We start from the raw sequence: 14,322 nt of genomic DNA on the forward strand, positions 1-14,322 counted from the left end.
TCCAGACCATCCACAACGGAGAAAACGAGATGATCATCAAGGGTGACATGCAAGAGGCAGGGGGCGTCGAATTTGCCACCTTCAGGCTCAGGGAAGGGGTGACGGAGGCGGATTTGCTCGCCCTGTCACGGCGGGTCGAGTCCGAGTTTCTTGTCCAGCAATCCGGGCTCATCATGCACTGCCTGCTGCGCGGCGCCGAGGGCCTCTATGCGGACGTGGTGATGGCCCCCAGCCAGTCGCTGGTGGAAGCCTATTGCCAGCAGTGGCTGCACAACGACGTGGCAGGGGAGTACCTGACCCTGCTTGACCATGACTCGGTCAACATGAGCTTCTGGACCCGTATCGGCTGAGGGCGGCGCGGGGCCTGCCATCCCCCGGCGAGGGGGCAATCATGAAATGAAACGGGCCCACAGGGCCCGTTTTGTTGAACAGAATTCAATAATTACTTGGTGTGGCGCTCATGCAGGCGCTGCACCACATCCTTCAAACCCAAGCCTTCGTTTTGCAGCAAGACGGTCAGGTGGTAGAGCAGGTCAGCGGATTCGTTGATGAGCTCTTCCCTGTCTTTCGCCATGGCGGCCAGGGCCACTTCCACCCCCTCTTCACCCACCTTCTGGGCGATGCGCTTGGTGCCTTTGCCATAGAGGCTGGCGGTGTAGCTGGTGGCGGGATCTGCCCCTTTGCGTGATGCCAGGATCTGCTCGAGCTCGGCCAGGAAGCCGAGCGGCGGCACGGGGTGGCCGTCGAAGCAGGAGGGGTTGCCCAGATGGCAGGTGGGGCCGACCGGGTCGGCGGCAATGAGCAGGGAGTCCTGATCACAGTCGGTGGTGATGGCGACGAGCTTGAGCACATGGCCCGAGCTCTCGCCCTTGGTCCACAGGCGCTGCTTGCTGCGGCTGAAGAAGGTGACCTGGCCGGTGGTCTGGGTCTTCTCCAGAGCTTCCTTGGTCATAAAGCCCTGCATCAGCACTTCGCCGCTGAGGGAATGCTGGACGATGGCGGGGATCATGCCCTCACACTTGGCCCAGTCCAGGCGCTCGGCCAGCGGCAATGCATTGTCTACTGCTTGATTATTCACGGATGGCGACTCCTTCGTTTTTCAGCCAGCGTTTCAATTCGGGAATGGGAATGAGGCCCTTGTGGAACACGGAGGCGGCCAGCGCCCCGTCCACGTCGGCCAGGGTAAAGGCATCGCGAAAGTGCGCCATGGCTCCGGCGCCGCCGGAGGCGATGAGGGGCACCTTGCACACGGCGCGCACCAGCTTGAGCTGCTCAAGGTCGTACCCCTGACGCATGCCGTCCTGGTTCATCACGTTGAGCACTATCTCCCCCGCGCCCCGGCGCTGCACTTCCTGTACCCACTCCAGGGTGGTCCAGGTGGTGGTGCGGGTGCGGCTCTCGTCGCCGGTAAACTGTTTGACCTGATATTGACCTAAGGCGGCATCGAAGTAGGAGTCGATACCCACCACCACGCACTGCACGCCGAAGCGCTCGGCGAGCCGGGTGATCAGGGTGGGATCGGCCAGGGCGGGGGAGTTGATGGAGACCTTGTCGGCCCCGAATTCCAGGATCTGGCGGGCATCCTCCACGCTCTTGATGCCACCGGCGACGCAGAAGGGGATGTCGATGACTTCCGCTACCCGGCTTACCCAGCTCTTGTCCACTACCCGTTCGTCGCTCGAGGCGGTGATGTCATAGAAGACCAGCTCATCGGCGCCCTCGGCGGCGTAGCGGCGGGCGAGGTCGACAATGCCGCCCATCACCTCGTGGTTGCGAAACTGCACGCCCTTGACCACCACGCCATCTTTGACGTCGAGGCAGGGGATAATACGCTTTGACAACATGCTCATTGCTCCATGTAAAGCACGGTTAAAGAAACGTCGTTCTGCCGCCGGCGTTGGCCCGGGCGGCGGACGTGAACACGGTTGGCATGCCTTGAACGGGGGCCCATGAAGGGAGAAACGACAGGCCCGGCAGGCCGTCTCGTCGCCTCTGGGCACCCCACTATATGCATGACTTTATTCAGTGATTCAACCCTTTGTCGCCCTTCACCTGCCCCGGATGGCAGGCTGGCGCCTCGGGGAGGGGAGCCCGATCGTCCGGGTGGGTCTCGTCCGTTGCCATATGCTGGCGCAGGGTGAGCAGGGCGGCATCAAAATCAAACGCCTTCAGTTGCCTGGTCAGGGTGTCGCTGCGAGACCCCAGCATGAGGCGAAGGGGACCGGCATACTGCTCGTAGAGGGGGATCACGGCGGTGTCGCTTTGCACCAGCAGAGCTTCCATCTGGCCCAGCAGTTGCTGGCGCCACTGATCCCCCAGAGGCACCAGATCGGTGGTCGGGGCGGCGAGATCGTCCCCGAGTAGAGCGCAAAGGGCGGCGATCTCTTCATCGATGGATGACATGAGTCCGGTGGGCTCAGTGTTGCCGTCCGCGATGGCCTGCTCCAGGGCCAGGCAGTGGCGCGACAGCTCATGTGCCCCCAGGGTGCTCGCCACGCCGCGCAGGCTGTGGACCATGCGGGTTGCACCGTTGTGCTCCCCGGCCTGCAAGTGGCGGTGCAGTCGGGCCATGTCCTGGCCATGCTCATGGATGAAGTAGCGAAGCAGGGCCAGGTATTTCTCCTGATTGCCGTTGAGGGCCGCCAGCCCCTGGTCGAGATCCAGACCCGGGTGTGCCTGCAAGCGGGCAAGGGGGCCAGTCACGGGATGGCGAGTGCTGTCGTCAGGGGCAAGCTCGGGGACCTTGCTCTGGGGCAACCAGCGCTGCAGGGCGTCAAACAGCTTGGCGGGGGTGACGGGCTTGGCAATGAAATCGTTCATGCCGGCCGATGCGCTCGCCTTTCTGTCCTCCTCGAAGGCGCTGGCGGTGAGCGCCAGGATGGGCAGCCTGTCCATGCCGGGCAGGGCCCGGATGGCGCGGGTGGCGCTGTAGCCATCCATCACCGGCATCTGTATGTCCATCAGGATGAGGTCGAAGGGGTGCTGGCTGACGCGGGTCAGGGCCTCCTGGCCGTTGACGGCCGTCTCGATGACGAGGCCGCTGTGGCACAGGAGCTCGAGCACCACTTCCCGGTTGATGGCGTTGTCTTCCACCAGCAGGACTCGGGCGTGGCGAGGGAAGCTGAAGGCCTGTTGGTTCCCCTGCTCGGACGGGGTCCGGGAAGGGGCGTCCTCCTTTGCCTTGAACAGCCTGGCGGTAAACCAGAAGCAGCTTCCCTGGCCTGGCTCGCTGGTGACTCCGACCTCACCCCCCATCAGGGCGGCGATCCGGCTGGTGATTGCAAGGCCAAGGCCAGTGCCGCCATATCTGCGAGTGGTGGAGACATCCGCCTGTTCGAACGCCTGGAACAGCTTCTCGCGCTGCGCAGGGGTGATGCCGATGCCGGTGTCTTCCACCTCGAAGCGCAGCAGGTAGCCGGTGGTGAGGGGGCGGGCCAGCCTGACGCGCAGGGTGACGGTTCCCTGCTCGGTGAACTTGATGGCGTTGGTCGCATAGTTGAGCAGGGCCTGGCGCAGGCGGGTGATGTCACCGTGCACCCAGGCGGGTGTATCGCCGATGTCCGTCACTATGGTGAGCCCCTTGGCCCTGGCCTGGTCGCTCATCAGGGTGCGGACGTTGTCCAGCATGGCGGTGAGGGAGAAATCGGTCAGATCCAGCGTCATCTTGCCCGCATCGATCTTGGAGAGATCCAGGATGTCGTTGAGGATGCTGAGCAGGTGCTGGGCGGCAGTGTCTATCTTGGTCAGCCGTTCGAGGTCGGTGGGATCCCGGGTGTCGCGCTTGAGCAGATAGGTGAGCCCCAGGATGGCGTTCATGGGGGTGCGGATCTCGTGGCTCATGTTGGCAAGGAAGGCGCTCTTGGCGTGGTTGGCGCTTTCGGCCCGCTGGTGGGCCTGAGCCAGCTGCCGGGTGCGCTCGTTGACCATCTCCTCCAGGTGGTAGCGATACTGGTCCAGCTCCTCGCCGAGCTGCTTCTTCTCGGTGATGTCGGCCTGGACCGTGACGTAGTGGGTGATTTCACCGCTCTCCTGGCGGATCGGCGACACCGTGGCCAGCACCTGGTAGTGGGAGCCATCCTTGCGCTGGTTGATGAATTCGCCATGCCAGCGCTGGCCGTGGTTGATGGCATCCCACAGGGCGACATAGCTGGCATCCGGGGTGAGGCCAGAGCGCAGCAGGGACGGGGTCCGGCCTATCACTTCGTGCTGCTGGTAACCGCTGGCGGCGAGGAAAGCGGGGTTGACGTACTCGATGCGCGCCCGGGTGTCGGTGATGAAGACGCCGTCAGGGCTCTGTTCGAGGGCCAGGGACAACTGGCGCAACTGCTGCTCGGCCAGCTTGCTCTGGGTGATGTCCAGATGGATGCCAAGGAGGCGCACGGGCTGCTGCTGGGCGTCCCGATAGACGCTCCCTTTGCTCACCAGCCAGCGGATGCCGCCATCTGGCAGCAGGATCCTGAACTCCAGCTCGACGGGGGCGCCGCTGACCGCCCGCTCTGCCAGCAACTGCTCGATGCGGGGCCTGTCATCCGGATGCAGGCAGGCTTGCCAGGCGGCCAGCTCGCCGAGCGCCTCGGCACTGCGGCCATAGAGGCGGGCGCATTCCGGCGAGAAGAAGAGGCGGTTGCTGACCATGTCCCATTCCCAGATGCCGACATGGGCCCCTTCCTGGGCCATCAGCAGGCGCTGTTCGCTCTCGCGCAGGGCGCTGCTGACGGTTTCGGCGCGCACCCGTGCACTGATGGCGTCGTCCATCAGGTTCAGGGCTGCGAGGCGAGCACGGCGCTGGGTATCGAGCGCCATCTGCTGATTGTGTTGCAGGCGCTGCTCCGCGAGCTTGCGCTCCGTGATGTCCTGCACGGTGCCGTAGAGCTCGAGTATGGTGCCATCCCTGTCCCTGAGCGCCGCCCCGCGGGCAATGACCCAGGCAGTCTCCCCCTGCTCCGTGATCACTTCGGCATCGCACTCGTAGGGCTGCCCGTCCAGCCTGCAGCGCTCGACGGCCTGGGCCACCGTGTGCCACCCCTCCTGGGTGAAGTATTTTCTGACCTCGGGATAGACGGCGGGGGGGAGGGCGGGATCCCGGCCATAGATGCGATAGATCTCCGGTGACCAGAAGTGGCTATCATCGGCCACGCGCCAGCGCCAGTTCCCTATCTTGGCGAGACGCTGGGACTCGCGCAGTATGGCTTCGTTGCGGCGCAGCGCCTCCTCGGTCTCCTTGTTCTGCCGGTTGTCCTCGATGATGGAGATGAAGTAGTCGGGATTGCCTTCGGCGTCGCGCACCAGGGCCACCGTCAGAGTGGTCCAGATGATCTCTCCCCCCTTGTGCAGGTAGCGCTTCTCCAGGGTGTAGTGGGGGATGGTCCCCGCCAGCACCCGGGCCACATGGGCCTCATCGAGGTAGAGATCGTCCGGGTGGGTCAACTGCTGGAACGTCATCCCGGTGAGTTCGTCGGCCCGGTAGCCCAGGATGTGGCACAGCCGCTGATTGACACGCAGCCAGTGTCCATCGGGTGAGACCAGGGCGATGCCGACCGCCGCCTGTTCGAAGGTGACCTGGAAGCGGTTCTCGCTCTGCTGCAACTGGTTCTGGGTGTTCATCAGCTCCTGCCAGCGCAGGACCTCTCTGGCCCGGGCGCGATGAAAGGCGGCACTGAGCACGCTGATGAGCAGACCGTTGGCGATGAGCAGGCACCATTGCACCAGATCTTGGCCTGCCTCGACACTCAGTGAATAAATGGGGGGGAGCATGAAATAGCTGGTGACCAGGGCGGTGATCAGGGTGCAGAGCAGACCTGGCAACAAGCCCCCCAACAGGGCGCAAACGATGATGGGCAACATGAAGAGAACCAGCAGCGGTCGCTCGCCAAAGGCAATGGGCAGCTGGACCCGGATTTGCAACATCAGAACGGGCAGCAGCACGGCCAGCAGGGAGATCCCCCAGCGCTGGGTAGAGGGGCGCACATGCCACAGGGGTGACCAGCTCATCATGGGAGATCCTCCGGTGGCATGGGGGCCTGGGGATAGGGGGGCGGCACTCCGAGCTGACGGGAGAGCCCGTTGATCTGGTGCTTGAGGGCCAGCATGGCGAGCTCCCTGTCCACCATCACCTTGTTGAACCGCTCCAGCTCATGGTTCTGCTGGCGCAGCTCGCTGGCCTGGCGGGTCAGGGCCTGTTCAACCTGCTCCCGTTCGGTGACATCGAGCAGAATGCCGATGATGGCGGGCTGGCCGAGGTAATCGACGCGCCGCCCGTACAGCTCGACCTCTAGGGACTCCCCGTGCTGATGCAGGGCACTGAAGCGGGTGTGGATATCGCGCGCGTCCTGCTCGCACGCGCGCACCAGCTCGGCGACCCTGGTGCTGTCCTTGGGAGCGGCAAGGGCGTGCAACTGGCCAACGGCGATCAGCGCCCCCGGGGTGTCATAGCCAAACAGTCGGGCAAAACAGGGGTTGATGTAGCAGAGCCGACCCTGCTGGATGATGTAGATCCCGGCAAGGGATTGCTCCACCAGGGCACGGAACAGCCCCTCCCGCTCTCGCAAGTCGGCCTCGGCACGTTTGAAGTCCGTGATGTCCCGAGAGATGCCGAAGATCCCGATCACCTGCCCCTCGCTGTCTTGCAAGGGTCCTTTGGTTGCGAGAAACACATGCTCGCCATCGGGCAGGGTCAGGTACTCCTCCTCGGTCTGCACCCGGTTGCGCTCTATGACCTGGCGCCCGGATGCCATCAGCATCTGCGCCTGCTGCGGCGGGAAGAGCGTCAGATCATCCTGGCCCAGCACCTCGTCAACCGGCTTGCCGACAAACTGGCTGGCGGCCCGGTTGAAGAGGATGTATCTGCCCTCCTTGTTCTTGGCGAAGATGGCGTCTTCCGAGCTGTCGGCAATGGCGGAGAGCAGTTGCAACGCCTCCAGCCGCTGGGACTGGGAGTGCTGGAGCTGCTCGGCCATCTGCAGCCGGGTGTGCTGGCGCAGCAGGATGATGCCGGCGTTGGTGACAAAGAGCACCAGCAGGCCGATGAGACCGATCCAGACGCTCTCCTTGAAGGTGGCCTGATAGAGTTCCGCCTTGTCGATCTTGGCCAGCAGGTACCAATCCGTGTTCATGACCGGATAGACAACCCCGAAGACCTCGCTGTCCCGATAGTCCCGGCCATAGAGTACCTGGGGCGTACCGCGTTCGGTGAGCCGCAAATACTGGGCTGCCAGCAGGGTGGGGTGGGTGACGGGATAGTGCAGGGTGAGAGCCGGTTCCGGGCGATAGCGCAGGCTACTCAGATAGTGGACCTGATCCCCCTGCTGGCGAAACAGAATGGCTTCTCCGCTGCTGTCTGGGACGGGCCAGGCCCCCAGGATCTGATCGAGCCAGCGATTTGCGCTTATCTGCATCACCAGCACGGGGGCAGGTCCTGCAGCGACCTCCAGATTGACCAGAAAATCCAGCCTGGCGTGACCGCGATCATCGAGATAGGGACCAAGACGCATGACGTTGCCCTGCTCGAGCCGTGGCAGGGCGTCACGCAACGTGGCATTCATGGTGTCGCCACCCGGGGTATGCCACAGGGGTTGCCCGGCAGGATTGAACACGGCCGCACCGTGAAATCCGCGTACCGAGATGAATTCGAGCAGCCTTGCCAGTGGTGGCGTGATCGCTTCGGGTGAGGATGGTGCTTGTCCGGGACGATAGAAATCAGTACTGCCCAGACCCTTTATGAGCTGGTGAATATCCTCCTCGTGGGTACCGAGCCACTCGGTGACGCGCTGGCTCTTGAGATCGGCGATGGCTTCGAGACGAGCCACCTCCTTGTTGCGTGCCAGTTCGATGTTGCGGGCGATGGCCATGGCGGTCAGGGCCAAAATGAGCCCGTTGAGCAACAGGAAGGGGATCCATTGACGCCGCGTAAAGACAGGTGTGCTGCCGGTGGTGTCAATGCGACGACGCAGCATGGCATAGAGCATGAGGGCCGTGATGAGGATGAAGATCCAGCCCTTGATGGTGCTAGCCATGGCGAACTGGGCAGGGGTGCTGAACAGCCACTCCACCGCCTTGTCGGAGAGCAGGATCCACAGGCTTGCCACGGCGGCATAGGTGAGCACGACGTTGAGCACATGTGCCCGGGTCAGAGGAGCCTCAGCCATCCACGGCCTCGCTGCCATCCTGGTAGCGTTCGGCAATGGTGACGAACGCGTCGAAATGGCGATCGAAGGCGGTCACGACATCGGGATCGAAATGGTGGCCGCTGCCGGAGAGGATGAGGGCGCGCGCCTCGTCGTAGCTCATGGCCGGCTTGTAGACCCTGGCGCAGATGAGGGCGTCAAACACGTCTGCCAGCGCCATCAGGCGAGCCGAGAGGGGGATGGCGTCCCCTTGCAAGCCGTCCGGGTAGCCGCTGCCATCCCACTTCTCGTGGTGCCAGTGGGCGATCTCCTTGGCCAGGGTGAGGAAGGCCAGGGGCTGCTCCATGTCCTGTTCGGCCTCCTCGATGGCATCGCTGCCGAGCTTGGCGTGGGTGCGCATGATCTGCCACTCCTCCGGGGTCAGCTTGCCCGGTTTGAGCAGGATGTGGTCGGGAATGCCCACCTTGCCGATATCATGAAGCGGTGCGGAGCGGCTCAGCAGGTCGATGTAACCCGGGGTCAGGGTATCGGCGAAACGGGGGTGATCAGCCAGGGCGCTCGCCAGCAGACGCACATAGCCCTGGGTGCGCAGGATATGGTTGCCGGTTTCGGGGTCGCGGATCTCCGCCAGATGGGCGAGGGCGCGGATGGAGACCTGCTGGATCAGGTCGTTTTCCGCCATTCGCCGCGCGACCTCGGCTTCCAGCGCCGCATTCTGGTTTTGCAGGCCGTCACGGGCCTGCTTGGCCTCCAGCTGGGTACGTACCCGGGCCTGAACGACCACCGGCTTGATGGGCTTGGTGATGTAATCGGCGGCGCCGAGGGAGAGGCCGAACTCCTCGCTCTGGGGGTCGGCGAGGGCGGTGAGCAGAACGACGGGAATACGGTTGCTGATCGGGGACTGACGCAACTGCTTGAGCACTTCATAGCCATCCATGCCGGGCATCATCACATCCAGCAGGATGAGGTCAGGCTTTGGATCCGCGCTGACGATGCGCAGGCATTTTTCCCCGCTCTGTGCAGCCAGCACGCGGTAATGAGGCGAAAGCAATTCGGTCAGTACCATCAGATTTTCGGGTGAGTCGTCGACGATCAGGATGGTGGCGTTGTGAGGTGTCAACATATGTCTTCCATGACGCTATCCCTGTGAGGTCGAGTATAGAGCCAATTGCTGCCAAATCATAAGGTTCGCCCCCATCGGGGAGAAAGAGGCCTGCCCGGATGGGCAGGCTGTCTGATGCCGGAAAGGGGCGCGTCACGCAGCGCGGCCGTCACCCCAGCAGCGAATGGCTTCTGCCACGTCAAACTTGCCCTCCAGCAGGGCACGGCCGAGGATGATCCCCTTGACGCCGGTTCCCTTGAGCGCCTCGATATCCGCCAGACCGCCGATACCGCCGGAGGCCTGGAAGCCGACACTCGGGTAGCGGGCACAGAGATCCCGGTAGAGTTCGACGTTGGTGCCCGCCAGGGTACCGTCCCGGCTGATGTCGGTGCAGAGCACGTGTCTGAGCCCGGCGGGGAGGAAGCGCTCGATCAGCGCCTCGATGGAGATGCCGCTGTTCTCCTGCCAGCCAGCCACCGCGATGTGGCGATTGCCCTGTTCATCGATGTTGACATCCAGGGCCAGCACGATGCGCTCGGGGCCATATTTCTCCATCCAGCTGGCCACCAGATCCGGGGATTTGACGGCGGTGGAACCGATCACCACCCGGCTGGCGCCGGCCGCCAGCAAGTCGGCCACGTCCTGTTCGCTGCGCACGCCGCCGCCGACCTGCACCGGTGCCTCGGTGGCGGACAGCAACTGGGCGATGAGGGCTAACTGGCGGGCCTTGGCATCCTTGGCGCCGTCCAGATCAACCAGGTGCAGCTGCGCCGCCCCCTGGCTGACATAGTCATCGAAGCGGGCCTGCGGGTTGTCGCTGTAGGCGGTTTTCTGGCCGTAGTCGCCCTGGTAGAGGCGCACGACCTGACCGTTGATGAGGTCGATTGCGGGAATAATCATGCCTGTCATAGCTCCAGAAAGTTTTGCAGTAGGCGGGCACCGGCCGGTCCGGATCGCTCCGGGTGGAATTGGGCGCCAAAGAAGTTGTCCCGCCCGACGATGGCGGTAAAGGGCAGGCCGTAGTCGCAGGTCGCCAGGGTCGCGTCGGTCACCTCCAGCGCATAGGAGTGGACAAAGTAGAAGTAGCTGCCGCTGGGGATGCCTTTGAGTAGCGGGTGGGTCTCGTCGTGTTCAATCTGGTTCCAGCCCATGTGGGGCAGGCGCAGGTTGCCCACCTCCATCAGGCGGATCCTGCCAGGCACGATGCCGAGGCAGTCGATGAGCGCTCCTTCGCTGCCATCGGCGCTCATGTTCTCTTCCGAGGCCTGTGCCAGCATCTGCATGCCGAGGCAAAAACCGAGCAGCGGCTGCTTGGCGGCGCGAATGAGGGGCACCAGTTCCCGCTCATTGAGGTTCTTCATGGCGGCGATGGCGGTGCCGACGCCGGGCAGGATCAGCTTGTCCGCCTGCTCGATGTCGGCGGCCTTGCAGCTCACCCTGGGCTGCACGCCGAGGCGCTCGAACGCCATGCGCACCGAGGCGAGGTTCGCGCAGCCGGTGTCGATGATGACCAGGTTCTGTTTCCCCATCACAGCACCCCCTTGCTGGAGGGAAGCTCGCTCCCTTCCACGCGAATGGCCTGGCGCAGGGCGCGGCCAAAGCCTTTGAACAGCGCCTCCACCTGGTGGTGGGTGTTGCCGCTGCCCACCTTCATCTGCAAGGTGATGGCCATGGCGTCAGAGAGGGAGCGGAAGAAGTGGGGCACCATCTCGGTGGCCATCTCTCCCACGCTGTCGCGACCAAAGCCGCTCGGGCAGTCGAACACGAAGTAGGGACGGCCGCTCAGATCCAGCGCCGTGGCCACGTCCAGCTCGGTCAGCGAGGTGTTGTCAGCCTCCTGGCGGGGACGCCCGTCGATCACCGCCTGCACCTCGTCCATCGCCAGCACGAAGCCGAAGCGGCCGATGCCGCGCTTGTTGCCAAGGGCCTGGCGCAGGGCTTGACCCAGCGCCAATCCCACATCTTCCACCGTGTGGTGATCGTCGATGTGCAGATCGCCGCTCACTTTGAGCTTGAGGCGAAAGCCCGCGTGGGTCGCTATCTGATCCAGCATGTGATCGAAGAAGCCGATGCCGGTGGCGATCTGGTTGCCACCGCTCTTGTCGAGATCCACCGCCACCTGGATGCGGGTCTCCTTGGTGTAGCGCTCCACCTCGGCCACGCGCCCCTTGGAGAGCAGCTGATCACGAATGGCAGTCCAGCCGTGATCTTGCGGGTGGTAGCGTATGCCGCGGATGCCCATGTTCTCGGCAAGCTGGATGTCGGTCTGTCTGTCGCCAATCACGAAGGAGTTGGCAAAGTCGATGCGGCCCGAGGCGAGATACTCCTTCACCAGCCCAAGGTGAGGCTTGCGGCAGCTGCAACCGTCGGTGGGGAAGTGGGGACAGATCAGCACTTGCTCCCAGGTGACGCCCTGGGATTCGAAGAGGTGCATCATCAGGTCGTGAGGCGGCTGGAAGTGTTCAAGGGGCAGGCTGGCGGTGCCGAGCCCATCCTGGTTGGTCACCATCACCAGCACGTAGCCGGCGGCCTGGAGCTCACGCAGCACAGGTATCACCATGGGCTCGAAGCGCAGCTTCGCAAGGCTGTCCACCTGCTTGTCGGTGACCGGCTCCTCGATCAGGGTGCCGTCACGGTCGATAAACAAAAACGGGGTTTTCATCGCTACATCCTTGCTTGTCTTACAGAGAGGGTGGGGGCAGGTCACGCAATACCGCCAGCACGGCGTCCATTTCGCCCTGATAGCCGATGGTGATGCGGATGCTGTTGTCAAGGCCTGGCTTGCTGGAGAAATCACGCAAGATGATGCCGGCGGCCTTCATGGCGGCGAACACGGCGGCGCCATCTTTGAAGCGCACCAGCACGAAGTTGCCCTTGTCCTCGAACACTTCCTTGACGCAGGACAGACGAAGCAGCTCCGCCTTGATGAGCGCCTTTTGCTTGTTGAGTTCTAGCACCCGCTCCTGCATCAGTTCCAGCCCCATGGGAGATAGCGCCTGGGCGGCAATCTGGGCGATGGGGTCGGGAATGGGGTAGGGCGCGATCACCTTGGCCAGCATGGCAATCACCTCGGGATCCCCCAAAGTAAAGCCGCAGCGGATCCCTGCCAGGGCGAAGGCCTTGGAGAGGGTGCGGGTCACCACCAGGTTCGGGTATTGGGCGAGCAGGTCCACCACGGAGGCCTCCGGGCAGAACTCGATGTAGGCCTCGTCCACGATGATGATGGCGCGGTCCCGGGCCTTCTCCAGCAGGGCGACGAGTCCCTTGCGGCCCACCAGATCCCCGGTGGGATTGTTGGGGGAGCAGAGGAACACCAGCTTCACGTCAGAGAGGCGATCGGCGATGGCGGGCCAGTCCGGCTGACGGCTGGCGGTCAAGGGCTGCTCGACAATCCCCACGCCACAGGTCTCGGCGCTGATGGCGTACATGCCGTAGGTGGGGGGGCAGATGAGGATCTGATCTTCCCCTGCCTCGCAGAAGGTGCGGATCAAGAGCTCTATGGCCTCGTCGGCACCGCGGCTCACCAGCACCTGATCCGGATTGATCCCGGCGTAGGCGGCATAGCCGTTTACCACCTCGGCCGGCTGGCACTCGGGATAGCGGTTGAGGCGACTCCCCTCGACGGTGAAGGGATAGGCCAGGGGGGCCTCATTGGCATTGAGCCAGACGTGGCCCTGGCCGCCGATGCGGCGCGCGGACTGGTAGGGAGTGAGAGCCCGTACAACGCGACGGGCCAGATTGACGATGCTCATGACAAATCCTTCTGCTGTGCTGTTTGTTGGGGCTCGGCGGCCAGGGCGTTCAACCTGAGGGTGACGGCATGCTTGTGGGCATCGAGTCCCTCGGCCTGGGCGATGCGCTGGACGATGGGGCCAAGGCCGCGAATGCCGTCTGCAGTGAGCTCCTGAACCGTGTAGCGGCGCTGATAGTCGGCAAGCCCCAGGCTCGAGCAAGTGCGGGCATAGCCGTAGGTGGGCAGGGTGTGGTTGGTGCCGCTGGCGTAATCACCGACTGACTCCGGTGTCCATGCCCCGAGGAAGATGGAGCCCGCGTTCTCGAGCTTGTCCAGCAGATCCCGGGGGGCCCGGGTCTGCACGATGAGGTGTTCCGGTGCATAGGCGTTGGAGATGGCGCAGGCCTCCTCCAGGTTGTCGCAGAGGATCACCAGGCTTGCCTTCAGGGCTTGCTCGGCGATGTCGCGGCGGCTGAGCTCGGCGAGTTGCGCCTGGAGCTCGCTGCCGATGGCATCGGCCAGGGGAGCAGAGGTGGTGACCAGCACCACCTGGCTGTCGGGGCCGTGCTCGGCCTGGGAGAGCAGATCCGATGCCACGAAGGCCGGGTTGGCGCTCTCGTCTGCGATCACCAGCACCTCGGAGGGGCCGGCGGGCATGTCGATGGCGGCGCCCCGCCAGTCACGGGAAACCTGGCCCTTGGCTTCGGTCACATAGGCGTTGCCCGGGCCGAAGATCTTGTCCACCTTGGGGATGGTCTGCGTGCCATAGGCCATGGCCGCGATGGCCTGAGCGCCGCCGATGGCGAACACCTGGCGAACGCCACAGGCGCGGGCGGCAAACAGGATCTCGTCGCTCGCCGGAGACGGGGTGCAGAGCACCACTTCACGACAACCGGCTATGGCGGCCGGAATGGCCAGCATCATCACGGTGGAGGGGAGCGGCGCGCTGCCTCCCGGGACATAAAGACCGACCCGGCTGATGGGTTGGGTGCGCAGCTCGCACAGTACCCCGGGCTGGGTCTCGACGCGCACGACGGGCTGCACCTGGGCGGCGTGGAAGGTACGGATATTGGCGATGGCGGCCTCGATGGCACCCTTGATGTCATCACCGAGTCGAGCGCAGGCGGCATCCACTTCCGCGTCGCTCACCCGAAGCTGTTCGCGGGGCGTGCGTTCGAAACGCTGGCTCAGCTCGCGCAGGGCCTCATCGCCCCGGCTGCGTACCGCGGCAATGATGTCTCGCACCACGGTACCGATGTCGGCTTCGTCGCCAAGGGCGGGTCGGGTCAGGACCTCGGCTTGCCGGGCGGGGGAGAGGGTCTTCCAGATCAGGGTCTGCATGATGTGTCTTCCTTATTCCATCA

11 protein-coding genes are annotated in these 14,322 nt (G+C 64.0%); 1 reads left to right on the top strand and 10 read right to left on the bottom strand.

The annotated features are described in order from the left end of the window. Positions 1 to 29 precede the first annotated feature (29 nt). Positions 30 to 350 (top strand): hypothetical protein, encoded by a 321-nt coding sequence (locus AB5Y51_RS13410; RefSeq protein WP_368178578.1) that lies wholly within the window; start codon positions 30 to 32, stop codon positions 348 to 350. A gap of 92 nt (positions 351 to 442) precedes the next feature. On the opposite strand, the gene hisIE is transcribed toward AB5Y51_RS13410, so the two are convergent. The 10 genes from hisIE to hisD form a co-directional block, all read right to left on the bottom strand. After that, the gene (gene hisIE / locus AB5Y51_RS13415; protein ID WP_266136891.1) at positions 443 to 1,078 is read right to left on the bottom strand and encodes a bifunctional phosphoribosyl-AMP cyclohydrolase/phosphoribosyl-ATP diphosphatase HisIE; all 636 of its coding nucleotides are present in this window, start codon (positions 1,076 to 1,078) and stop codon (positions 443 to 445) included. Further along, positions 1,071 to 1,844: an imidazole glycerol phosphate synthase subunit HisF gene (hisF, locus tag AB5Y51_RS13420; RefSeq protein ID WP_010674684.1), complete on the bottom strand. Its 774-nt coding sequence runs from the start codon at positions 1,842 to 1,844 to the stop codon at positions 1,071 to 1,073. The genes hisIE and hisF overlap by 8 nt, the downstream gene beginning before the upstream one ends. A 178-nt stretch (positions 1,845 to 2,022) precedes the next feature. Further along, on the bottom strand, positions 2,023 to 5,994 hold the full coding sequence (locus AB5Y51_RS13425; protein ID WP_368178579.1) for a PAS domain S-box protein: 3,972 nt from the start codon (positions 5,992 to 5,994) through the stop codon (positions 2,023 to 2,025). Continuing rightward, positions 5,991 to 8,144, bottom strand: coding sequence for a PAS domain S-box protein (locus AB5Y51_RS13430; protein WP_368178580.1), 2,154 nt, complete (start codon positions 8,142 to 8,144; stop codon positions 5,991 to 5,993). Before AB5Y51_RS13430 ends, AB5Y51_RS13425 begins: the two co-directional genes overlap by 4 nt. Next, positions 8,137 to 9,246, bottom strand: a complete 1,110-nt coding sequence (locus tag AB5Y51_RS13435; protein ID WP_368178581.1) for a two-component system response regulator — start codon at positions 9,244 to 9,246, stop codon at positions 8,137 to 8,139. The genes AB5Y51_RS13430 and AB5Y51_RS13435 overlap by 8 nt, the downstream gene beginning before the upstream one ends. A gap of 132 nt (positions 9,247 to 9,378) precedes the next feature. Then, on the bottom strand, positions 9,379 to 10,125 hold the full coding sequence (gene hisA, locus AB5Y51_RS13440; RefSeq protein WP_010674689.1) for a 1-(5-phosphoribosyl)-5-[(5-phosphoribosylamino)methylideneamino]imidazole-4-carboxamide isomerase: 747 nt from the start codon (positions 10,123 to 10,125) through the stop codon (positions 9,379 to 9,381). Between the two features lie 5 nt (positions 10,126 to 10,130). Then, entirely contained in the window at positions 10,131 to 10,754 is a 624-nt protein-coding gene (gene hisH, locus AB5Y51_RS13445; RefSeq protein WP_039039129.1) for an imidazole glycerol phosphate synthase subunit HisH, read from the bottom strand. After that, complete coding sequence (gene hisB / locus AB5Y51_RS13450; RefSeq protein WP_041211397.1) at positions 10,754 to 11,887, bottom strand: bifunctional histidinol-phosphatase/imidazoleglycerol-phosphate dehydratase HisB; 1,134 nt, start codon at positions 11,885 to 11,887, stop codon at positions 10,754 to 10,756. The genes hisH and hisB overlap by 1 nt, the downstream gene beginning before the upstream one ends. 19 nt (positions 11,888 to 11,906) lie before the next feature. Beyond that, positions 11,907 to 12,977 (bottom strand): histidinol-phosphate transaminase, encoded by a 1,071-nt coding sequence (gene hisC / locus AB5Y51_RS13455; RefSeq protein ID WP_368178582.1) that lies wholly within the window; start codon positions 12,975 to 12,977, stop codon positions 11,907 to 11,909. Then, the gene (hisD, locus tag AB5Y51_RS13460; RefSeq protein WP_368178583.1) at positions 12,974 to 14,299 is read right to left on the bottom strand and encodes a histidinol dehydrogenase; all 1,326 of its coding nucleotides are present in this window, start codon (positions 14,297 to 14,299) and stop codon (positions 12,974 to 12,976) included. The genes hisC and hisD overlap by 4 nt, the downstream gene beginning before the upstream one ends. Positions 14,300 to 14,322: the final 23 nt, after the last annotated feature.

The organism is Aeromonas sp. R7-1, assembly GCF_040908115.1.
GTDB lineage: Bacteria > Pseudomonadota > Gammaproteobacteria > Enterobacterales > Aeromonadaceae > Aeromonas > Aeromonas caviae.

Coding starts and splice junctions, on each gene's coding strand:
- AB5Y51_RS13425 (WP_368178579.1), bottom strand. CDS start 5,994: ATGATGAGCTGGTCACCCCTGTGGCATGTGCGCCCCTCTACCCAGCGC.
- hisH (WP_039039129.1), bottom strand. CDS start 10,754: ATGGGGAAACAGAACCTGGTCATCATCGACACCGGCTGCGCGAACCTC.
- hisA (WP_010674689.1), bottom strand. CDS start 10,125: ATGATTATTCCCGCAATCGACCTCATCAACGGTCAGGTCGTGCGCCTC.
- AB5Y51_RS13410 (WP_368178578.1), top strand. CDS start 30: ATGATCATCAAGGGTGACATGCAAGAGGCAGGGGGCGTCGAATTTGCC.
- hisF (WP_010674684.1), bottom strand. CDS start 1,844: ATGTTGTCAAAGCGTATTATCCCCTGCCTCGACGTCAAAGATGGCGTG.
- hisB (WP_041211397.1), bottom strand. CDS start 11,887: ATGAAAACCCCGTTTTTGTTTATCGACCGTGACGGCACCCTGATCGAG.
- hisC (WP_368178582.1), bottom strand. CDS start 12,977: ATGAGCATCGTCAATCTGGCCCGTCGCGTTGTACGGGCTCTCACTCCC.
- hisD (WP_368178583.1), bottom strand. CDS start 14,299: ATGCAGACCCTGATCTGGAAGACCCTCTCCCCCGCCCGGCAAGCCGAG.
- AB5Y51_RS13435 (WP_368178581.1), bottom strand. CDS start 9,246: ATGTTGACACCTCACAACGCCACCATCCTGATCGTCGACGACTCACCC.
- AB5Y51_RS13430 (WP_368178580.1), bottom strand. CDS start 8,144: ATGGCTGAGGCTCCTCTGACCCGGGCACATGTGCTCAACGTCGTGCTC.